This is a genomic window from Nostoc linckia z4, from assembly GCF_002608075.1.
Classification (GTDB): domain Bacteria; phylum Cyanobacteriota; class Cyanobacteriia; order Cyanobacteriales; family Nostocaceae; genus Nostoc; species Nostoc linckia.
Map to the genome: position 1 here is coordinate 37552 of NZ_LAHA01000005.1, position 22118 is coordinate 59669.

The window sequence follows — 22118 nt, forward strand, 5'->3', positions numbered from 1 at the left end:
AATTACGTTATTTTTGCCTAAGTCCTGCTCAATTTTGCATCCGCGCAATCACACAATGTATAACTTTAACTTCATTAACAATTCGCTCTAGTTCTATGGATAAAGGAGTTTGTTCTCGAACGGCTTGTAATGTGGGAGAAGTCAAAATATTAGGATTTGTGGCAATTTCTGATAATCGAGCAGTATGCAGTTGTTGAATTTGGCTTTGAATCACTTCGAGATAGCTATCGAGTGGTGGTAACTGTTGGGGTGGCTGTCTTTGTTGCAGCGCATCTGCTAAATTTTCCAAAACTTGAATAATCGTATCAGTTAAGCGGTTGAGTTCAGTAAATTGATACTCGCCGCTAAATTCCCGCATGTGTTCCCCCAGTGTTGTCACTGAACCGAAAAAGCCACGAATATATAACATCAAGGTCATTACAGGTTCAATTTCTCCCTGGACATGACGAGGTTCGCTGAACAATCTTTGAGCTGCGGCGCTGGCGTTGGCGTTTTCTAATGCTGCTTGATGACGTAGCGTATTAATAGAATCAGTAGATGCACTGCGTTGTGGATGGAGATAATTGGCTATTACCTGCTGAAAGTAAGCGAGATTTGCTCGAATTGTCTTTTCTAATTGTGCTGGAAGTTGCTCTCGTTCCCAACGCGGAAAAAGCAAATAACTGCCAAGCAGTGCTAACACACCACCAACTAAACTATCAACAATACGCAATATTCCAATCTTCCAGTCACCTGCATTAATCAAGTTGAGTAATAAAATAATAGCGGGAGTTAGCAGTATCGTAAATATACTGTAACTTAGCGATCGCACTGACATTGCTGTAAACACAAACAATAAGAAACAAAGGGCGATGGCCAAATGATTATTCACTAATAAAAGCACAGCTATCGCAATAATTCCACCAAAAATAGTACCGATGACTCTTTGCACCGTTGTCTCGGAAGTTCCACCAAAGTTGGGCTTGAGTGCAAATAAAGCTGTTAAGGTTATCCAGTAACCTCTAGGTATTTGCAATACCGAAGCCAGGAATTGAGCAAAGGTTGTTATCAACGCTAAACGCAATGCATGACGAAACAAAACTGAATCAAAAGTGAAATTATTTCGCAGCGTATCAATAATTGTAGAATTATTTGGTGGAGTGGGCAAAGAAATATTTCGAGTAATAGGGCGCTGTTTTCCCTGTTGGAAATCTGCAATAATTTCTGCTTCAGTATGAATTTGCTGCGCCAAGTTTATCAAACTCATTGTAATTTTGTTGAGGTTGAGTAACTCGGCATATTTATTTGTTGGAATATTTGCGTTTTCATTGAACAGTTGAGCGCGGATAACTAGCCGGTGGTGTTCCAGTGCTTCCACTGTCCGGTCTAAATCTCCCAGGTGAACTAACTTCTTTTCTTTGGTAATTGCTTGTGATAACATTTGCACAGCAATTATCAACTGTTCCATTGTTAACTCAATTTCTGTTTGCAGTTGCAAATATAATTGGTTTGTGGATGCGATCGCTAACAATTCACTCAATGCAACAACAGAATTGACAATTTGATTTGCATCCTCAATTAACACCAAAAAGTAATTTCCCCGCAGATTAGCACCCCTTTGCCTAGTCCACATCGCTGTCCAGACACTACGGGCAAATATCAAATCTTGAGTGACAATATCCTGGGTTTGCACAAATCGTTGCGTCCATTCTTGCACATCCTCTGGATTTAATGCCCTCTCCCTTGCTAAATCTACAAATTTACTCAGCGAGTCATAACACCTAGCAACCACCTCCTTGACGGGTGCATCAGGATGTACTAACCACAGCACTGAAGATAAAACAGTAGTCCATATTCCTCCAGCCAAACACAAAGCACATTGCTGGATAAGAGTGGATAAATTAGAGAATGAAGCAAATTTTGCAAGGGCGATGACAAACATAATAGAAGTGACCAAGCCCACAGACCCCGCCACATTACCGTAGAGACTGGCTAAAGCTGCGATAAATATTACCAAAAACGTCACCGGGATAGTCAACCACAGATGACCGCTAGCCAAACTTGCAATTAAAAATACCACAGTTATGCCAATGGTTGCTGCTGCAAGCGCCGTTGCTTTTTGGCGGTAAGTACCCTCAACATTTACCATACCAACAAACCAAGCACCCATAGTGGCGATGGCACTCGTAGCACCTTGACCAGTAATAATTCCGACTCCAATGGGTACGCCCAGTATCAAAAGACTACGTAATCCAGAGAAAATGTCGGGTTTACCTGGCTTGAGTTGAAATTGCTGCAACAACCAACCCAGACGGCGTTTATCTGTAAATGACATTAATTTAGGCTAGCCACCATAACACAGCGATCGTCTCTTACAGCATTTTACCTACATTTAACTACGTGCAGAATAAGGAACTTGCAAATAAAAAAATAATCAACTACTTCTTGTGGGGTGGGCGTCTCGCCCGCCCGTGGACAAGGGCGGACAAGATGTCCACCCCACAAGTAGTGGTAATTAATTTCTTGGAAATCTCCAAATATAATATTAAAGCTGACTGATGACCGTTGACCGTTGACAGAGGAGTTTAGGACGTACCGCAAAAACTCTCTCAAACTCTATTTCTTTGCGTCCTTCTCTGACGAGACGCTGCGCGAATGCGTCCTACCCTGCGGGAAGCCGCTACCGCGTCTATGCGGTTTGTTTTTTCATAATTTTGCGTAAGTCCCAGACTTATTATTCCCCTTGTCCCCCATCCCCAATAAAAAAAGAGGGCTTCTGTTCCTAAAACACCACCCCCTGAATTTACGATCCTCTACTTGCTGAACTACTACCTATTAAATAGCAGCCAATTCAGATTTTTGTGAAACTTGGAATTCCTCAGCTTGAACTACTTGGTCAGCACAAGCTTTACCAGCTTCAAAACAGGCTTCTAAAGAAGCTCCTTTCATATAATCACCTGTTAAGAAAAGCCCTGGTAATTCAGAAAGTTGAGTTTTAAGATTATTAGCAAATTGATTGTAATTGCTAGTATACGCACACAACCCAACTGGATGATATTTCGCAACATACTTGATGCGATCCGAACCACTAATCGGAATATATTGATTTAAAGCTTCCTCTGCTAAACGAATCAATTCCTCAGGAGTAGCTCCATCCTTCATATAACGGCGACCTGTGCGACCACTAAAAGTGTAGCGAATTACGTTACGCTCATTAATACCATAAGCACCAGCATTACTAATAGGATAAGTGTCATTAAACACTAAAGCGCGTACTTTTTTCGAGAAAATATCGCGGGCGTATTCCGCAACAACCACAGTTACAGGATAGTAGTTAACAGTGTCTAAAATTTGAGACAACTGTGAATTTTGAGATGCAACAATTTTAGAAGAAATTGTCGCTGGAGTTGCTAATATCACACCTGCATACTCTTTTTCTTGCACGCCAGAAGCATCCCGTAAACGCAAACCCGCAACACGTCCATCACGTACAATTAAAGATTCTACACGGCTGTTTAATCTCACAGGCCCAGTTTTAGCAAATTGCTCCAATACAGGTTGCATTCCATGAATTAACTGGTCGTAAGTATCAAGAACCATGCGGAGATTACTACCCAAATTACCAACATAAGCTTCATCAGGTTCTGCTCCATTCATCCTCACAGTCATAGGCCGCATCACAACCTGACAAAATTTAGAACTGAAGTATTCACTCAGAGGTTGATCTCCCATGCGTCTACAAAGGTCATTGAAGTAAGGGCCGCCCAAAAGACCATTTTGCATATTCCGCATCACGGCTCCACAAACATTCCAAAACCGCCAAATATCTCTGGGAGTTCCTTGGCTCATAAATTCCAAAGTAGCTTTAACACGGCGACTATTATCTAAAGTCAATAATTTATCATTCTGAACTTGAGAAGAATTCAGCCCAAAAAATTCATAGGGATTGTTACCCATTGCTGCTGTAAACTCTCTAAAAAGGCGGTAAGTTCTCCCAATATTTTTTCCTCCCAATTGCACTGGTCTTTCTCCTAAGAGAAATGGGCGAATGCGTCCGCCAATGGCATCATCTTGCTCAATTAATTCAACATTAAAACCACGTTGACGTAAGTAGTAAGTTACAGCAATACCAGTAGCACCACTACCAACAACTGCATATGTATGTAAACTCATGATTGACCTCTAATTTTGTTTACGAAAGATAACAATTCAAAATGATTTGTGAAATATAGCAATCATATTATTGTTAGTAAAAAAAGAACACTTGTTAATATTTCTTGTTCCTTTTTATCTAACTTAATTGCTATATTTGTCTTTTGATTACCTTGGAAATCACAAATCTTCTAAAACAGTAATAGTTACTTTGTGATAAGCTTGGTCTCGAAATGGCAAAACTTCCAAGTAACGTGGATCTGTTAGCCATCCGCGTACATGCTCAACAGAAGGAAATTTTAAAATCCGGATAGATTCTTCCTCAAAAGAACCTAGCAATCGTTCTTTGGTTTGCATACGTAAAACTACTTCTGCTCCATATTCATCACGAATTGCTACAGCCCGTTTTTTATACTTCTCAGCAGCTTCCGATGCTTGAGGATTAGGCGTTAATGTGACTAATACATGAACCATTAATCTTCCTCTACATTAATTGGGACAAAGGGACAAGGGAGACAAGGAAGACAAGGGGAATAATAACTCCTCTGCCAATAGTCAGTACTCCTAATGACTAATGACTAATGACTTTTATCTCTATGAAAAATCAATTTTTGCAAGAAATCTAATGATTAGATTTTTGGCAAAATTTTCTAGACTACACAAGTTGTAGGTCAAAAACTTCTTGTAGTTTCACCAATGTCTGCTGCAAAGATTGAATATTTTCGACATTCAAAGTGATAGCAGACGGAAGAATTTTTTTGATTAACTTTGATAAAACTTTACCAGGGCCGACTTCAATAAAAACATCAATTCCTTTTTCGTGAATGTAACGAATTGAAGCTTCCCAACGAACAGCAGAATAAATTTGTTGCTCTAACAACTGGCTCCAATTATAACCACTGATTACTGGCTTTGCTGTGACATTTGAAATCACGGGTATATCAGCATCATGGAATTGAGAATTAGCAATTATGTTAGCAAACTCTTGTGCAGCCTCGTGCATTAAAGGAGAATGAAATGCCCCAGAAACAGATAAAGGAATTGCTTTCAAATTATTGTCAAAGGCAAAAATAAGAGCTGATTCTATAGAATCAGTATCGCCAGATATGACAATTTGTTCTGGTGAATTCAAATTAGCAGGAACTAATACACCACCAGGCTGGACATTTTGTTTGCATATTTTTTCTACTTCCTCTAATGTCACTCCTTTGAAGGCCACCATACCACCTTCTTTAGTTTTTGACATTAAAGCTCCCCTAACTTGCAGCAAATTCATCGCATCTGTAAAAGATAATACTCCCGCAGCTACCAAAGCAGAATATTCTCCAGCACTATGTCCGCAGATAAATTTTGGTTTTTTGGAAAAATGCTCTTGAAAGACAGTGTACAATGCTATATTTGTCGCTAGCAAGCAAGGTTGAGTGATGGAAGTTTCCATCAAATTTTCTTCATCACCAAAAAAACACAGATTGCGAATATCTAAATTGCTAACTCCTTCGGCAATTTCATAAATTTTTTCTGCTGAAATAAACTCTTTAAAAATCTCTAGTCCCATTCCAACATATTGCGAACCTTGTCCGGGAAAAACTAAAGCATAATCAGTTGTTGTTAATGTTTTCATGGCTGAAATAATACTCCATATCTGTAGCCACATTTGAAATTTAAAATTTTGGATTTGGGATTGAAAATTTAACTATCAATCGCTATAAAATCTCACAAATAAGCAGAGAATAAATTTTCACCCTCAAATCCAAAATTATTTGCTTATCAAAGATTCAATTGACGCTATTTATTATTTAATCCTGATTCCAATAATTGATAAGCATTTTCTACAGTTTTGATTCTTCCTGCTTGAGTTGTGGATATTTTCACATGAAATTTTTGACGTATTAGCATCACAATTTTGACAATATCTACAGAAGATATTCCCACATCGTCTACCCAATAAGCATCTGGACGAAGTTTATTTACATCTATGTTTAATCTTTGAGCGACAGCATGACAAAATTCATCAAAAGAAACTGCTTGTACTTGAGTGGGTTTTTCATTGATAGCAACCATATTTTTCTCCTTTGATGTTTAGATGTTTAATTTTCGGATGAGCTATTGTCATTTTTATGTCGTAAATAAATCATTCTTCATAGCTAATGACTTATTTAGAAAACCAATCGATTGTTAGCTCAAACAATTCTTCTTGATGGAATGGAAAAGAATGATGCGCTCCTTCTATTATTTGTAATTTGGGTGGATTTGGAGAAGTTATTTGCACTTGTTCTACTAATTGCTTAACTTCTTGTAAAGGAACTGTTGCATCTTCGGTTCCATGAATAATTAACAAAGGTTGATGGATTTGTTCAATTTCTTTGAACATATCAAGTTCAGAAGATTCGGTGATAATTGCTGGGCCGCATTTCATCAGTTCTCCGTGGTAGATAAATTCTGCTTCATCACCATCTTCTAAAACAGAAAATGAATCTTCACCTATCAGTCGCATTACAGTGCCGGCTAAATCAGTAAACGGTGCCCATGCGACGGTTTTATATATTTTTGAATTTTTGGCACTTTCTCGGATAACTGTGACTGCACCTAAGCAATGTCCTACTAATCCAATGGCATTTTTATCAATACCATCGATTGTGGTAACTAAATCAATTGCAGCTTCTAAATCTTCTAATTCTCTGTCTAAAGTCAGGTCTACTAAATCACCGTCACTATCACCTGAACCTGCAAAATCAAACCGGAATATTGAGAAATTATGTTTGATTGCATAGCGGGCAAATTCTACAAAACGGCGACTTCCACCAATCTTAGTACCTGCAAAACCGTGACAAACAATTAAACAAGGTTGAGGTTCATTTCCTTGTCCGTGATGTAAAACACCTACGAGGTTTTGCCCACGCTTATTTTGGAAAACAAATGCTTCCATTCTGGACATATTATAACACCTTTTTGAGTATTTATACTTTCAATTTTTTAAACAGATAGCAATAGCGATCGCTATTGCAAAATTGTTGTCATGGCTAATGCTGACATCCAATTGAGTAGCTGAAATTTTTTCCCAAAATTCCAGAGCAGTTTGATGCAAATAAACAATTGGTTTTCCCGAATTATCATGCAATATTTCTATATCAACCAATTCTATTTGACTCATACCAGCTTGCAAAACCTTAATAATTGCTTCTTTACAAGCGAATTTTCCTGCTAATCTTTGCAGCCGATGATTTGCATTGCCAAGACCTAAAACGTCTTTCCATTCCCGCTCTGTCAGCCAGACTCCTATTGGTGCATCTACTACATCTTTGATATCTTTGAGCGAAATAATATCTATTCCGGTCTTAACTTGAATTGCTGACTGAACAGAAGACGCACAAACTTTGTCTTCTACAAACATATCCATTTTGTAATATCTCAACGATTCTCTAACAAACAAAGGATTTATCCCAGCGAATTAAACTCGCTCCACAAGTTAGTCCTGCTCCAAACCCCACCACCATCACATAATCGCCTGCAACAATTTTTCCTTGTTCCACAGCATCATATAAAGCAAGTGGAATTGAAGCCGCAGAGGTATTTCCATATTTGTGAAGATTGCACATAAAACGCTCAAATGGAATTCCCAAATACACAGCTACTTCTTCAATAATATGGATGTTAGCTTGATGGGGAATAATCAACTCCACATCTTCTATGGAAATCTCAGCTTTATTGCAAGCATCGCTGATGGTTTCGCACACTATAGGTACTACTGCTTGAAATAGTTCTGGGCCATTCATTTTCAAAAAATGTTGCCTGTTTTCCACAGTTTGAATTGAAGTCGGCTGTTTAGTTCCGCCACCAGGCATATACAACAAATCCTCACCCGAACCATCAGCACGCAGTACACAACCAAGAAAACAATTTTCTTCCCCTGACTCTAATAAAGCTGCTCCTGCACCATCTCCAAACAACACACATGTAGAACGATCTTGCCAATCTATACATCTAGAAAGGACTTCTGCACCTATAACCAAGGCATTACGAACTGCACCGGCTTTGATAAAAGAAGCTGCTGTTTCCAGACCATAAACAAACCCAGAACAGGCCGCAGATATATCGAAAGCAAAGGCATTAAAAGCCCCTATATTATCTTGCACTCTACAGGCAACTGATGGAAATGGCATATCAGGCATCATAGTCGCCACTAGAATCATTTCTATTTCCAGTGAATCGATACCGCGTTTGTCCAATAATTGTTTTGCTGCGGCTGTTGCTAAAGTTGATGTGCTTTCTTCACTAGACGCAATTCGCCGCTCAATTATCCCGGTTCTTGTACGAATCCACTCATCAGATGTATCCACAATTTTAGCTAGATCGTGATTTGTCATCACTTGAGTTGGTAAATAAATTCCCAAAGCAGATAACTTTACAGGTATCAATTTGACCTCCCCTTTGATAATCGGATGTTAGGTTTCCCATCTACTAGAGTTAGTAAAAGACAGCACTTACCACTAGTTTCAGAGTCCCAGCAATAAATTGGAATTCCTGAGTGTTGTGAAAAGTCTTCTGTTACCTTTTCTAAATCATCAAAGGTAACATTTTTAACTTTAATTACTTTGGTTCTTAAAATTGCTTCTGCAAGGATGAATACTGAGCCAATTTCACTTAAATCTCTGCTTGTCAGTGAAATATTATTGCCAGATTTGAGTTCATCCAATTCTTGTTCGGAAATTTCTAAACCAAGAATTTTAACTGCTTTTTGAATATCGCAAGTTTCTAAATTCAGTGTTGTTTCTAGGATAGAGCTATTCATAATTTTTGTAAAGTGTTGTAACAATTTTAATGAAAGCAATGATTTGGTAGCTACTCACATAGAACGCAACAATAATAGTTACGTTTTTCATAAAAAAGAATTGAGCATCAATTTTGTATGACCAGGTGATGAATATTGGTCTAAAATCTGGCTTTTTGTGGGCGAAATAAACTTTAAAAATATTATCTCTACCTCACTTAACTGGGAATCGCTATAGTTTGATGAAGAGTTGTGATACGATGAAGTACCACAACTATTAACATCACAAACACAGATTGCCTAGAAACTAAAATTTTAGCCTTTCAATCAATTGAACTGACCTTAAACAAATGAAAACTGATTGGTATTATTGAGATTTAAAGTTGTAGCTACTTGTCCTTCAATTACGCCAATGAGTTCGGGAAGAATGTTGGAACCACCAGTAAAGAATATAGATGTGCCATTGGGAACGCTACCAGTAGATTGAATCAATAAATAATTGGATGCAGGGCCTTTGAGTTCGATGCGATCGACACCTAATTGGAAGTCTTTGATCAAAGCGTAATCTTGATTTCCTACAGAAGATTTATTACCGTCGTTGTAGTACACAGCATTCTTATCACCTAAAACAAAGGTGTCTGCTCCTTGGCCACCTGTGAGAACGTCAATTTCACCTTTGCCAAATCCAGAAGTAGTGTTGACACCAATCAGTCTATCTGCTCCTGCACCAGCATCTAAGGAGTCATTTCCAGCGCCACCATTTAACAAGTCTACGCCATCATTTCCAAAGAGTATGTCATTACCGACATCACCAAACAGTCGGTCATCTCCTCTACCACCAACTACGGTATCGTTACCAAGCTGACCATTGAGTATGTCGTTACCACCTTCACCGGTGAAAAAGTCATCGCCAGCACCAGCAAAGACACTATCATTACCGTCACCAGCATCAACTAAGTCAACGCCATCGCCACCATAGATAATGTCATTGTCACCCTCGGCAAAGACTACGTTCACTTCACCTGCAAGATAAATAGTGTCGTTACCTGCACCACCGATGATAGTATCGTTGCCAGTACCAGATATAATTACATCGTTGCCAGGGCCGCCTCCAAGAAGGTCGTTACCCGCACCACCATCGATAAAATCATTACCTTCTTGGCCGGGAACCAAATCGTTACCATCACCTGCATAAATAGTATCGTCGCCTTCTCTGGTGGGAATAATGTCATCCCCACTACCTGCATAAATCAAGTCGTTACCGCTTCCAGTAGAGATGATGTCATTACCTCCAAGGGCATTAACAGTGATATCGTCCTGTGAGGCGATCTGAATGATAAAGTCGTCTCCTTCAGTTCCGGTAATAAATAAGCTGGCCATTTTTGCTTTTACCTCTTGTAGATTGTTGTTGGTGTTGTTGGAAAAAAGTCAGATTCAGGAATTCACTTAAGAGTGAATGCACATATATGAAAAAGATGTTTAATATCAAGTCCAGTAACCATCGTGAAGACTGACGCTAAAATGCCAAGAGATTTGAATCACAAGTAATTAGCCGGACATGATATCAGTTTGAGAAAAACTAGTAGTATGCCAAGGCAACTTGGGTCTTTAAAGGAAAAGGACTCATGTTTTTTACCCCTTACCCTTTTCCCTTTCCCCTTTCCCCAACCCTCACCCAGCATTTTTGGGTTGACAGACTACTAGGTATTTGATGCAGATATCTCTGGTAGCGTTTGTGCAGTCAAACGAACATCATCAAAATTAACTACCAATCCCGGCCCTTCTATGAGATTGATCAATCGGATGCCTAAATTCTGTCCTAAATAGGGGTTTGATTCGGTAGCAGTGAATTTGACTGTGGAGGTTTCAAAGGTTTTATCTGCAATGAATACGCTGTTATTGTCTGCTGCAATCACTGTATCCCCTGCTAGTAGTTCCACACGATAGCCAGGGAAGCCACTCAAGTCAATTCCGATGTAGATACCTCCGATATTACCTACTTCTACCTGTAGGGTATATTCGGTATTGGCTGTTAAAACAGTATCAAGTTCTTGGAATAGACCTAAAACACCACCACTTCCAGGTGGTTGAACTACATAAAGATCGGCAACGTTTTCACCTTCTGGTGCTTCATTAATGAAGTATTCAGTGTTGGGATCTAATACATCATAATTGGAAGTCTCGATTCCATTGGGATTTTCAGGTATGTAGCCGTTGGGGTCGTAAACTACCCAACCAGGTACATCTGCAATATTAAAGCTTCCATCTTCCAATTCTGGTTCTTCAAAGCCAGCATTTTCAATGAATATGTTTGTGGATGAATCATTTACAAAGGAGAACTGGCTGGTATTATTCAGATTGAAATTACTTACTGGTTGTCCTTCAATTACACCAATCAATTCACTCAGAATGTTTGAACTATCAAAATAGTATATGGCTGTTCCACTTGGCAAATCTCCAAAAGATGCAATTAATGAGTAATTTGATGCTGAACCTTTCAGTTGGATAGTATCAACTCCAGATTCAAAATCTTTGATAACTGCATAATCTCCAAATCCAAAAGATCCTGGCTGACCATCGCTGTAGTAAACAGTGTTTTTGTCACCCAAAACAAAAGTATCGGCGCTGAGACCCCCTGTGAGAATATCAATATCGCCTTTTCCAAAGGTTGAATTAGTATCGGTATTGACACCAATTAATGTATCGCTACCACTACCGCCTTGCAGTTCATCGTTACCATCACCACCAATTAAAGTATCATTGTCTGTACCACCAGTCAGCAGGTCATTTCCTTGACCGCCATTGAGGACATCGTTCCCCGCATCACCATTCAAGAAATCTGTGCCATCATTTCCATAAATTACATCGTTACCGACATCTCCAGAAAGCTCATCATTTCCGCTTCCGCCTTCTATTAAGTCGTTACCAAGTCCACCATTAAGGCGATCGCTACCACCTTCACCACTTAAAAAGTCATCTCCAGCACCACCAAAAGCAATGTCGTCACCGTCACCTGCATCAATGACATCTACACTACTATCACCAAAGATTTTGTCATTACCGGCTTCGGCAAAAACTGTGTTTGATTCACCTGCAAGATAAATAATGTCGTCGCCAGAACCACCATTGATATTGTTGTTACCAGTTCCAGATCTGATGATATCGTTGCCAAGTCCACCTTCAATCAAATCGTCTCCGGCTCCAGCATTTATAAAATCATTACCTTCTTGTCCATCAATGATGTCATCTCCGTCGCCTGCGTCGATAACGTCGTTTCCATCACCAGAACTAACAACATCATTGCCACTACCTGCATTAATAAAGTCATTCCCTAATCCAGTAAAGATTAAGTCATCACCGGCCAAGGCAACAACAGTATTGTTATCTTCTGACGCTATCAGCAGGATAGAATCATTTTCTTGAGTTCCGACATTGAATTTTCTTGCCATTTTTGCCTTCTAGCTTTTATAGGTCGTGGTTGGAAATTATGAGAATCAACGCATTGAAGCCAGTAAGCTTTGAATGCGTAAGCTTTGATAGAAACAGACAAGAACTACCTGACTCAAATTCCACTGAATGCAGATAAATTCAGTAGTCTTGCAGCGATACCTACAGGTATTGCCTCAGAAGACCTAATAATTGAAAATTATTAACTCTACAGCACTACAAAATTCACAACTGCTGTCACGGAATTGAGCTATTTTGCTGAAAAAACTTAAATCAAGAACAGTAGTAGCCAATGCTAACCATGTAATTTTGGCTTAACTCTTGTTTAGCATTGTTTACTATTGTGAAATTAATCTTTACGAAAATACAATAACATAACTAAAACGACTGTTCAAGTAAGATTTAGCCATTATTAATCGCGCAGAAATAAGTTACTTATTTGAAAAACTCGTTAGCTTTTGCAAAAGATGACAGATTAGGGATTTATAGAAATATCAGTGGATTCTTATTTGGTTGGAATTGTCAAAAATAGCATTGACTGTTGAAGTCAGGACTTACGCAAAAAATAACGTAATTTCGTCATTACGAGCGATAGCGTAAGTAGAACAGGGTAAATAATTAAAGGTTTGTAGTGAGAACTAAAGTTCTCAAAAAAGGACTAAAGTCCTTACTACGAACTGATTTTTGTTCTTTTTAGAATATCGGCGTTGCGTAAGTTCTACCTAAATCAGAAAATGAAATCTTGCATGGAGGCTGTTGATTGTTGACAGTTGACTGTGAACTGTCAACTGTCAACAATATCAATGGAATATTTTTTTTATTGGAACTCCCATAGAATTGCTATGGTTGAGTCTGATGCCAAAACACAAGGATTATTGTTGATGCAAATGCCAAAATTATCCTGCAATATTGAATTTGCGTCTTTTGTTCGGATATGTGCTAAAGTTGCATGACTAGTTATGTATCAATCAGAACAATTCATGCAACTATAACTAATTTACTCCTAGATAATTTTTATTCCTTGTCTATCTCCAAGAGTGTGCTACTCCTTTTCAAAGAAGAGGAGAAGTCCAAAAAATTTTGAGGCACAAATCTGTAGTTCCAGTCACTATAGAATTTGGGTTTTTCTACCAAGACTGTTGACAATTCTTTCTCAGTCACGCCAGCGTCTATGTGGGAGTTATTTCCATTGGTAGTAGGAGTACCGATAAGATTAATTATGACTTCTTTAATGGTTAGTGGTTGACCTTTCCAATTTTCCGTAATCAGGCAAGACATCCGATGTTCTATGTTGTTCCATTTACTTGTACCAGGAGGAAAATGTGCAACGTCGATGATAAGTCTAAATGTATCAGCAAGTGTTTGGAGTTGGGTTTTCCATAATTGCAAACAATACTCATCCGCTTCACTACAGTCTGCTATAATCAACAATTCTGTGGCATTTTTGTACATTTTTTTGCCCATATCTTGCCACCAGCGATGAATTGATTCAACCGCTACCTCTGCGGTATCGTGATTAATTCCCACATTTACCCACTCATGGTTTGTAGTTAAGCTATAAGCTTCGTATGGAACAAAATTTAAAAGTTCTGGCTGGGTGAAATAATCAGTTGATTCCTTGAAAAATTGTTTTTGAGATTGCCACGCTTGTACATCGCTCTTGTATTTGATCGTTTCTTTTTTCTTGATGTCAAGTGAAACTATAACTTGACCGCGGGCTTGGAAATTTCGTACTTGGTGATGAATATGTTGAAATTGAAAGTCCCGGTGGTAAGGGGAGTCTCCTTCTTTGGTTTTACGGTTATTTTGTAGCCTGTAGCCAAGTTCAGACAATAAAGAAGCTACTTTTCTTGGGCTGATGACATGACCCTTGATTCGCAACTTTTCAGCTATTTTGGTGGTGCTTTCAGAAGTCCAACGTAGAGGCGATTCTGAATATCCACAATTTAACGGTTGGATTAATCCTTCTAGGTCTGGAATTAAGGTTTGGTCAATTTCTAGCAGACGTTTTCTACCGCCTCCCTTACATCTAATTTTCTCTGTCAATTCGGTGTTTTTAATTTGAGTATCTGGCTTAATTTCTAGTTCGCGAATTCCCACTCGAATTGTTTTTGGTGAGAGACCTGTGGCTTGAGAAACTTGTGTAATTCCACCTCTGCCTAATGCAATAGCTTCTGCGGCAGCCCAGAGGCGTATCGATCTTTCATTCAGATGGGGGTAAAGCGAATTAAATTTAGATTTGAGAAACTCTCTTGCTGACATACAGCAACCCTGATATCCTAAACATCTAAAAGTTATCAGATAATGTTTAAGATTTTATGCATATTTCTTGCGTAACAGGTTAAGAATTTTTTAATAATTCCTGACATATAAATATTAATTAATCCTTTCATAAGTTTTCAAAAACTATAAGTGAGAGGTTAACAAGAGTTTATCCTCAAGAAAAACATATCTAATAAGCTCTTGCAAATTTAAGAAAGGATATATTTTTGTGTTGGTTGTTGACGGTTGACTATAGGAGTCCGATTTGATTTATAAACATATCTATGTGGGTAGACAAGAGGCAAAAGGCAATAGGCAAGAGGTTTATAGAAGATTAAAGGGTAGGGAATTTTCTTCGCAAATTAAATAGGGGTCGTATATTTTGAATTGGTCTGACTTGCCTGAGGTTTAAGGAACTAGTACCATTGAATGTGCGCCACGGGTGACTGGGATAGAATAACGAGTTTGTACTAACTGCGGTTGGGGATTTAGCGGGTCGCTAGCAATTCGCCAGAAATCTATGGAACCGCCTTTAATGCGATCGTCGAAATGGTCATAGTTCACAACTGCGAGATATTGGCTAGAGGCATCAAAGGCAGCAGCTTCGGGTAAAATGCCATCAAAAGGATAATCTGCTACTCGGTTGAGTTGTCCGGTTTGGGGATCTAGGGTCATCAATGTCAGTGATGAGAACCAAGTGATGCGATTGTCATTATATGGTAAGTAACTTCGCTCTAAATTTGTAGTCACTACATATCGACCATTGGGGCTAACTGTCAATCCTTCTGGACTGACACTTGTCATGGCTCGTGACACTAAAGCATGGCGGGGGGAACCATCGGTTTGTGTGCCGGCTTCTAAGCGAATACTCACCACACTACCACGTGGGGCTTCATTCCAAGTTCCTTGCACATCTGCTCCCCAAAACAGATTATTCACAATCAAATGTCGGCCATCTGGTGTGAATCGTGCAATGTAAGGAGCCTTTTCTATTTTGACTATATTTCCCCAGGACTCAAGCCCAAGATTACCATCCTTAGTCACAACCTTGGCGAAAGAGATTTCAGCAGCATTTGTATTAACCAGTGCTAATGTATTTTGAGTGGGATGCCAAGTTGTATGGATTAGTTCCTGTCCTGGCGGCAAGGAGGATACCGGAGGATAAATTGGTTGTCCTAGTCTGCCGTTGGTTAAAGGAATTAATGCTATAGGAGTTTTTACCCCAGCTCCTTTGGGATGAAAAGTAACTGAAACAAGGGAACCATCACCATTGATGCTAACGGATGTAGGACGCTCAGCGATCGCTACTTCTTGCACTTGAGTTGGTCGAGTCGGATTACTCAAGTCAAACAATAACAAGCGCTTGCCATGCTTGAGATCGGCAAAGGTTTGCTTTTGCCAATCGCCTTCGGGTCTTTGTTCTAGGGTTTCAACCACCAATGCATAACGACCATCAGGTGTAACCGCCACTGCCCCTGGTGGCCCAGCAACCGAATTACTCGCCTCAGCTTCGTAAGCGCGTAAATCTCGGATATGTTTCCCTGCCAAAGGAATTACACTAATGGCATCGCGCCCCTCACGAGGCCCTAGTTTACCATCGACGTAAGCAGAAGCAAGCATATCTGCATCCGATATGGAAACAAGATAACGACCTTGAAATTCCAGAGGAGCAGCACGATTTAGAGTCTGGGCGATTGTCTTTGCAGATATGCCGATTAAAGTTGCCAACGCTAGGGCCAAGATTTTCAGGTTCATGATTGGGGAGTGGGGAATTAGGTTTTGCGAATGCAAATTGGTAAATTAGGCGACTAATTGTAGTCCAAATTTAGGCACAGGTACGATGGTTTCCAGGAAGCTTGGGCGCTTTGTCAAGTGATGTAGCCAAGTTTTTAACTGCGGACGGCTGTTAATGAGTTCTTCTCCCTCTGGGGCTAGCTTCATTGATAAAAGAACGGGTGCCATAAAAATATCTGCCAGAGTAATGGAATCACTAACCAAATAAGTTTGGGTGAGAGCTGTTTCTAACACATCAAGATGAGACGCGATGGCAGTTACACCACGCTTAATTATGCCTTCATCAGCTTGTCCGCCGTTTTCAGGAATGTAAACACGCTGCACAAAAATTTGTCCGATGGCAATTGGTTGAATATAACTAACTGTGACGCTCATCCATTGGTGCATTCGTGCGCGTTCTAAAGGCGTTTTGGGTTGAAACGAGTCTCCATCGAATGACTCATCGATGTAGTGCAAAATTGCTTGGCTCTCGTAAATAATTTTGCGATCGTGGACTAATACCGGGACTCTGCGAAACGGATGTAGGCGAGTAAAGTCATCTACTGTCAAATCTTGAAATGTTACTGTTTCAAAATGATAATCAACCTTCTTCTCCAGTAACAAAATTCGCACAGCACGAACATAGTTGCTAAATGCCCAACCGTAAAGTTGAGGTCGATCCATATCAAAACTCCTTATGGTAAACAGGACTTATACCAATACTGCTGGCTTTGTGCATTTTCAACTCGGAATTTGGTTTTGGGTAAAGGTGAGCCAGCGCGGTCTTGGGGGTTTCCCCCATGAGCGACTGGCGTTAGCGTCAGCGTTAGCGACGAAGGAGCGTCACCCCGAAGGGGTTAAAGGGTAAAGGTTAAAGGGTAAAGGTTTTTTCTTTCCCTTTTCCCCAAAACCCGACAAGTATTGGGAATTATACCAATTCAAAATTTATGCATTACAGCAGTTTTCATCTATTTGAACCACAATCCCCGGTAGGGGCGAACAACCATTCGCCCTTACAACGTGGTTTATCGGGAAAGGCAGAGGGCAGGAGGCAGAAGGCTTTTATGGAATTCTGCTTCCTGTCCTCTGCCCGTGACCGGAGCGAACTTGCGGTTTAAGACCCCCACTGAACAAGAGTTCAGTGGCTCCAAGTCAGGAGGGGTTTGAATCCCCTTCTGACTTGATCCTTCTGCCCTCTGCCTTCTGCCTTCTGCCTTCTTCAATTACCTGAAAATTGCTGTCAAAAAGCCAGATATTACAATGGCTTAGGCGTGTGTACTTCTGTGAAATTGGTATTAATCATGAAGCTGGGCGACTTCCTCCAGGCGATCGCTCTTGAGTTTGGTAGTTTAGCATCCATTGGGGATACTCCACCGGTAAATGACTAACTTTATCAATGGCAGCAAGTTCGTCATCTGTAAGTATTAACTCAGCAGCCATTAGGTTATCACGTAATTGTTCTACAGATTTCGCACCGATGATGATACTTGTGACATGGCTACGGCTGAGTAGCCATGCTAGAGAGATTCGAGCAATGGAACAATTATGGCTTTGGGCGATGGGTTGCAAAACATCGATAATGTTGTATGTTCTTTCTAAATCAACGGGAGGAAAGTCAAAGGTAGTGCGTCTTGCACCTGCGGGGTTGTCTTGATGGCGTTGAAATTTACCGCTTAATAAACCACCAGCTAAAGGACTCCAAGGTAAGATACTCAAGTGTTGGTCTTGAGCTAGGGGAATAATTTCCCGTTCCAAATCGCGACCAGCTAGAGAATAGTATGCTTGTACTGACTCGAAGCGATGCCAGTGATATTTGTCTGCGATCGCCAATGCTTTCATAATCTGCCAAGCAGAAAAGTTACACAATCCAATATAGCGGACTTTACCAGAGGCAATGACATCATTGAGAGTACTTAAAGTTTCCTCAATGGGGGTTAGTGGATCGAAGCCATGAACTTGGTAAAGGTCAATGTATTCTACTTGGAGACGTTTTAAACTGCGATCGATTCCAGTGAGAATATGATGGCGAGATAATCCAACTTGATTTGGGGTATTTCCTAATCGCTCGCGTACCTTTGTGGCAATCACCACTTCTTCGCGAGGCAATCCCAATTTTACAAGTGTTTTTCCTAAGATAACTTCAGACTGCCCCTCTGAATAAACATCAGCTGTGTCAAAAAAATTCACGCCTTTATCGAAAGCAGTTTTGACCAGTTCTGTGGCTGCATCAATACCCAACTGACCGATAACTTTCCAAAAGCCAGCACCACCGAAGGTCATAGTACCAAGGCAGATTTCAGAGACGTATAAACCCGTTCGTCCCAGTAATCGATACTGCATTTGTGTATCCAGTTTGATTGCGTGGAAAAATAGTCTACATATGAAGGCAACAGGCAATTAATTTTCTCCTGTTTTTTATTGCCTATTTCCTATTCTCCAAGAAAAAATAAATTACGCCTAATGTGAATTAGAAAAAAATGCAGGACAAGTAAGAAGATGAGAGTTACCAACTCTTCAACTCAGACTTTCCCCGTAAATTTAGACCTACTAGCGTGACCGGGCTAAAATAGTACATTAGTAAACTCTTGTGGGGTGGGCATCCTGCCCGCACGGACGGGTGAGGACACCCATCCCACAAGAAATTTTATTGCAATATTTTAGCTGTGTCAGTCCACTACACGTAACGATGACCACCATCAATGTGAATTACTTCGCCTGTAATTGACGGATTGGTCATCAGAAAAATAACAGCACTAGCTACTTCTGAGGCTGTTGCTAATCGCCTAGTGGGAATTTTAGAAGCAACATCTTGAAAAGCTTGTTCTTTAGCTTCGCCAAAAATTGTATCCCACATAGGAGTATCAGTCCAACCAGGGGAAACAGCATTGACTCGAATGGGAGTTAATTCAATGGCCAAAGCACGAGACATTTGTTCAGCCGCAGCAGTTCCCACCGCAGTTGCCCAAGCACCAGGAACTGGGCGGTCTGTGGATAATCCACCGGTGAGGGTAATGGAGCCGCCAGAAAGCATTTTTGGCACAGCAGCTCGAATGACATAAACGCTTCCCCAAACACGGGTTTCAATGGCAGGGCGAAATTGTTCAACAGAACCATCAAGAACTTTACCACCAACAAAACTACCGGCTGAAATGTAAACGTGGTCAACTGGCCCTGTTGTGGTGAATAAACGCTCTACTGCGGCTTCATCAGTGATGTCTACTAGACCGGTGTAGACTTTTCCTAGCCGCTCAGATGCTTCCTCTAATTTGCTTAATGAGCGACCTGCAATTGTGACTTCTGCACCCAATTGTTTTGCCAATCGGGCAGTCTCATAGCCAATGCCCTGACTACCACCAACCACAACTACATGCTTTCCATCTAACTGCATTGCTGAAACCCTCCTGGGCAATAGATTCTTTTGGGAAAATTTTTGAATGAACAGTTGTAGCTATTGTTGACTGTGAAGCGTCAATGCTTTAACTGGAATAATTGATTTTTTTGAGTTCTTAAACCCAGTTTTTCAGTAACTTGCAAGCACATCCGCTTGCTATTTGTATCTAACCTTGTGCCCTTCCTTCCAACAGTCCGGCTAGAGTTTGTTGAAAACTTTGCCGCTGGCTGAGATTGTCTAACCATGCTGCTGTTTTAGGTCTGGCTTTAATCAGTGCCGATCCTTCTTTGGTCATATTGACGTAGTACACCATTGAACCAGTTATGATATCAGCCAAGGTCAATGTATTGCCTACGATAAATGATGTTGCTAGTTCTTTTTCGAGGACATCTAGATGGTGACTAGTGATGTTTGCTGACTCTGCAACAACAACTTCATCAGGTATACCACCCATAATTGGACTCATAATTCGTTGCAAAAACAATTGCATCACACCGACTGTATACAAATAATTTGCTGCAATACCAATCCATTTCCGGACTTGGGCGCGTGCTTTGACATCGGTGGGTTGTAAAGATGGGCCTGCAAAAGCTTCATCAACGTAACCTAAAATCGCTGGAGTTTCGTACAAGACGAAATCTCCATGTTCCAATACGGGCATTCTCCCAAATGGGTTGAGCTTGGCATATTCGTCTGTCTTCAGATAATCAAACCCGATTTCGTTGAAGCGGTAGTCAATTCCTTTCTCGATTAAGACAATACGAGCAGAACGGACATAAGGACTGACTGGAAAGCCGTGTATAACAACGCTGGACATAAGGTTTACTCCTGAAGTGTTAATCGTATTTTTGAACGCTCATTCAATTTGAACACTCATTCAAGATAAAACGAAACAAAATCATTGTCAACACCAAATCGTAAAATTAATTTCTGAAAAAACGTCGGCTTACCTTCGGGGATCAGAGAAAAGTGCGGGGGAAAGGGGAAAGGGGAAAGGGGAAAGGGGAAAGGGGAAAGGGGAAAGGTTTTAAATCCCTTAACCTTTACCCCTTTCGCTTTGCCCAGGCCTCACAAGGGCATTTTTGGATTGGTAGACCACTAGTAGTACGCCAAGTAAGCTTGGCTCTTTAAAGGGTAAGGAGGAAAGGTTTTAAATCCCTTACCCTTTTACCTTTCCCCTTTTCCCTTTAGCCTTTCCCCTTTTCCCTTTTCCCTTTCCCCTTTCCGCTTTCCCCTTTCCCCTTTACCCCGCTAAGTTGACTTGGCGAACTACTAGTGTCCTTGCTCCTGCTGCAATACTGTTAAGGGTTTGAGCGTCACGTCGGATTCGTGCAACAGCTAACATACCCACAACTAATCCCAGCAGTGCTTTTGCGTTGGTATCTATGGCAAATGATTTCGGCAAATCTCCGTCCTCAATTGCTTGAGCAAGATTGAGCCGAAAGAATGATTCAATTTCGTCTAAACGATCCTCAATAATGGCGATGGTGCTTGGTGAATGGGATTCCCGCTCTATTGCTGTGTTAATAATCAAACAACCCTTCTGTTTTGAGTCGCCGATCATTGCTTTTGCCAATAGATCGAACCATTGCTGAATACATTCCAACGGTGGACAATGGCGTGGCATGGAAGCCCGAAAGAATTCTTGTGTGTATTTTTTGAATACTTGCTGAAATAACTTTTCTTTGTCACCAAAGGCGGCGTATAAGCTTCCAGGCTGGATTCCTGTAGCTTGTACAATGTCTTTCATAGATGTGTTGGCATAACCACGCTGCCAGAACAAATCCATGATGATTGCTAAAACCTCGTCTTTATCAAACTCTCGTTGCCGAACCACGGGGTAATTGAAGTCTCCCAATTATTGTATGTATTTGTTAACTATACATATTTTTGAACGATTAATCAAGATTCAGCTTTTTTATGTGTTTTTGCCATTTTTAGGGTAATTTAAATCACTCGTTTACAAAAAATCAGTACTATTGATTACACTTACACTTTAATGAGATTGTTATTTGATAAGGATTTGAGGAGCGATCGCCAATCTCAACTCAATACTTTTACGTACATATCTTATTTTGAACAAACAATCAAAAATATGGCAATAGGGTTCTAATACTGCTCGGTTAAGGATTTTAAACTGGAATTTGGTTTGGGGAAAAGGTGAGCCAGCGCGGTCTTGGGGGTTTCCCCCATGAGCGACTGGCGAACCCCGAAGGGGTTAAAGGGTAAGGGTTAAAGGTTTTTTCTTTCCCTTTTCCCCTTTCCCTTTCCCCCTTAACCGACAAGTATTGAATAGGGTTCAGTTAAGGGCTAGTAGTAAAATTTTTGGGTTTTCGAGATGCGATT

18 protein-coding genes are annotated in these 22118 nt (G+C 40.3%); all 18 read right to left on the reverse strand.

What is annotated here, in order from left to right; translation table 11 throughout:
- Positions 1-28: 28 nt before the first annotated feature.
- The 18 genes from VF06_RS06765 to VF06_RS06850 all read right to left on the reverse strand — a co-directional run bounded on the left by VF06_RS06765 (position 29) and on the right by VF06_RS06850 (position 21609).
- Entirely contained in the window at positions 29-2314 is a 2286-nt protein-coding gene (locus VF06_RS06765) for an FUSC family protein (protein WP_099069379.1), read from the reverse strand.
- Between the two features lie 500 nt (positions 2315-2814).
- On the reverse strand, positions 2815-4152 hold the full coding sequence (locus VF06_RS06770; RefSeq protein WP_099069378.1) for an FAD-dependent oxidoreductase: 1338 nt from the start codon (positions 4150-4152) through the stop codon (positions 2815-2817).
- A 159-nt stretch (positions 4153-4311) separates the two neighbouring features.
- Entirely contained in the window at positions 4312-4605 is a 294-nt protein-coding gene (locus VF06_RS06775; RefSeq protein WP_099069377.1) for a DUF1330 domain-containing protein, read from the reverse strand.
- A 181-nt stretch (positions 4606-4786) separates the two neighbouring features.
- Positions 4787-5752: an ACP S-malonyltransferase gene (fabD, locus tag VF06_RS06780; RefSeq protein ID WP_180267339.1), complete on the reverse strand. Its 966-nt coding sequence runs from the start codon at positions 5750-5752 to the stop codon at positions 4787-4789.
- Positions 5753-5916: 164 nt separating this feature from the next.
- A complete protein-coding gene (locus VF06_RS06785; RefSeq protein ID WP_099069375.1) occupies positions 5917-6192 on the reverse strand; it encodes a phosphopantetheine-binding protein in 276 nt (91 codons plus the stop codon).
- Positions 6193-6283: 91 nt separating this feature from the next.
- A complete protein-coding gene (locus VF06_RS06790) occupies positions 6284-7057 on the reverse strand; it encodes an alpha/beta hydrolase (RefSeq protein ID WP_180267860.1) in 774 nt (257 codons plus the stop codon).
- A 39-nt stretch (positions 7058-7096) separates the two neighbouring features.
- Positions 7097-7528, reverse strand: coding sequence for a holo-ACP synthase (gene acpS / locus VF06_RS06795; protein ID WP_099069373.1), 432 nt, complete (start codon positions 7526-7528; stop codon positions 7097-7099).
- Between the two features lie 22 nt (positions 7529-7550).
- Complete coding sequence (locus tag VF06_RS06800) at positions 7551-8546, reverse strand: beta-ketoacyl-ACP synthase III (protein ID WP_099069372.1); 996 nt, start codon at positions 8544-8546, stop codon at positions 7551-7553.
- Positions 8543-8920 carry a hypothetical protein gene (locus tag VF06_RS06805; protein ID WP_180267341.1) on the reverse strand — a complete coding sequence of 126 codons (378 nt, stop codon included), beginning with the start codon at positions 8918-8920 and terminating at the stop codon, positions 8543-8545. The genes VF06_RS06800 and VF06_RS06805 overlap by 4 nt, the downstream gene beginning before the upstream one ends.
- A gap of 321 nt (positions 8921-9241) precedes the next feature.
- Entirely contained in the window at positions 9242-10279 is a 1038-nt protein-coding gene (locus tag VF06_RS06810; RefSeq protein WP_099069371.1) for a calcium-binding protein, read from the reverse strand.
- A gap of 320 nt (positions 10280-10599) precedes the next feature.
- Entirely contained in the window at positions 10600-12348 is a 1749-nt protein-coding gene (locus tag VF06_RS43360) for a calcium-binding protein (protein WP_099069370.1), read from the reverse strand.
- 1012 nt (positions 12349-13360) lie between these two features.
- Positions 13361-14608: an ISAzo13 family transposase gene (locus tag VF06_RS06820; RefSeq protein WP_099069369.1), complete on the reverse strand. Its 1248-nt coding sequence runs from the start codon at positions 14606-14608 to the stop codon at positions 13361-13363.
- A 408-nt stretch (positions 14609-15016) separates the two neighbouring features.
- On the reverse strand, positions 15017-16363 hold the full coding sequence (locus VF06_RS06825) for a lactonase family protein (protein ID WP_099069368.1): 1347 nt from the start codon (positions 16361-16363) through the stop codon (positions 15017-15019).
- Positions 16364-16408: 45 nt separating this feature from the next.
- Positions 16409-17065, reverse strand: a complete 657-nt coding sequence (locus tag VF06_RS06830) for a glutathione S-transferase family protein (RefSeq protein ID WP_099069367.1) — start codon at positions 17063-17065, stop codon at positions 16409-16411.
- Positions 17066-17680: 615 nt separating this feature from the next.
- The gene (locus VF06_RS06835; RefSeq protein ID WP_099069366.1) at positions 17681-18721 is read right to left on the reverse strand and encodes an aldo/keto reductase; all 1041 of its coding nucleotides are present in this window, start codon (positions 18719-18721) and stop codon (positions 17681-17683) included.
- Between the two features lie 334 nt (positions 18722-19055).
- On the reverse strand, positions 19056-19769 hold the full coding sequence (locus VF06_RS06840) for an SDR family oxidoreductase (protein WP_099069365.1): 714 nt from the start codon (positions 19767-19769) through the stop codon (positions 19056-19058).
- A 169-nt stretch (positions 19770-19938) separates the two neighbouring features.
- Positions 19939-20589 (reverse strand): glutathione S-transferase family protein, encoded by a 651-nt coding sequence (locus VF06_RS06845; RefSeq protein ID WP_099069364.1) that lies wholly within the window; start codon positions 20587-20589, stop codon positions 19939-19941.
- A 426-nt stretch (positions 20590-21015) separates the two neighbouring features.
- Positions 21016-21609: a TetR/AcrR family transcriptional regulator gene (locus tag VF06_RS06850; RefSeq protein ID WP_099069363.1), complete on the reverse strand. Its 594-nt coding sequence runs from the start codon at positions 21607-21609 to the stop codon at positions 21016-21018.
- Positions 21610-22118 lie beyond the last annotated feature (509 nt).

Bases quoted from the DNA above. Each gene is read 5' to 3' on its own strand.
- acpS (WP_099069373.1), bottom strand. From the start codon at position 7,528: ATGGATATGTTTGTAGAAGACAAAGTTTGTGCGTCTTCTGTTCAGTCA.
- VF06_RS06835 (WP_099069366.1), bottom strand. From the start codon at position 18,721: ATGCAGTATCGATTACTGGGACGAACGGGTTTATACGTCTCTGAAATC.
- VF06_RS43360 (WP_099069370.1), bottom strand. From the start codon at position 12,348: ATGGCAAGAAAATTCAATGTCGGAACTCAAGAAAATGATTCTATCCTG.
- VF06_RS06820 (WP_099069369.1), bottom strand. From the start codon at position 14,608: ATGTCAGCAAGAGAGTTTCTCAAATCTAAATTTAATTCGCTTTACCCC.
- VF06_RS06825 (WP_099069368.1), bottom strand. From the start codon at position 16,363: ATGAACCTGAAAATCTTGGCCCTAGCGTTGGCAACTTTAATCGGCATA.
- VF06_RS06810 (WP_099069371.1), bottom strand. From the start codon at position 10,279: ATGGCCAGCTTATTTATTACCGGAACTGAAGGAGACGACTTTATCATT.
- fabD (WP_180267339.1), bottom strand. From the start codon at position 5,752: ATGAAAACATTAACAACAACTGATTATGCTTTAGTTTTTCCCGGACAA.
- VF06_RS06775 (WP_099069377.1), bottom strand. From the start codon at position 4,605: ATGGTTCATGTATTAGTCACATTAACGCCTAATCCTCAAGCATCGGAA.
- VF06_RS06830 (WP_099069367.1), bottom strand. From the start codon at position 17,065: ATGGATCGACCTCAACTTTACGGTTGGGCATTTAGCAACTATGTTCGT.
- VF06_RS06840 (WP_099069365.1), bottom strand. From the start codon at position 19,769: ATGCAGTTAGATGGAAAGCATGTAGTTGTGGTTGGTGGTAGTCAGGGC.
- VF06_RS06770 (WP_099069378.1), bottom strand. From the start codon at position 4,152: ATGAGTTTACATACATATGCAGTTGTTGGTAGTGGTGCTACTGGTATT.
- VF06_RS06845 (WP_099069364.1), bottom strand. From the start codon at position 20,589: ATGTCCAGCGTTGTTATACACGGCTTTCCAGTCAGTCCTTATGTCCGT.
- VF06_RS06805 (WP_180267341.1), bottom strand. From the start codon at position 8,920: ATGAATAGCTCTATCCTAGAAACAACACTGAATTTAGAAACTTGCGAT.
- VF06_RS06790 (WP_180267860.1), bottom strand. From the start codon at position 7,057: ATGGAAGCATTTGTTTTCCAAAATAAGCGTGGGCAAAACCTCGTAGGT.
- VF06_RS06785 (WP_099069375.1), bottom strand. From the start codon at position 6,192: ATGGTTGCTATCAATGAAAAACCCACTCAAGTACAAGCAGTTTCTTTT.
- VF06_RS06765 (WP_099069379.1), bottom strand. From the start codon at position 2,314: ATGTCATTTACAGATAAACGCCGTCTGGGTTGGTTGTTGCAGCAATTT.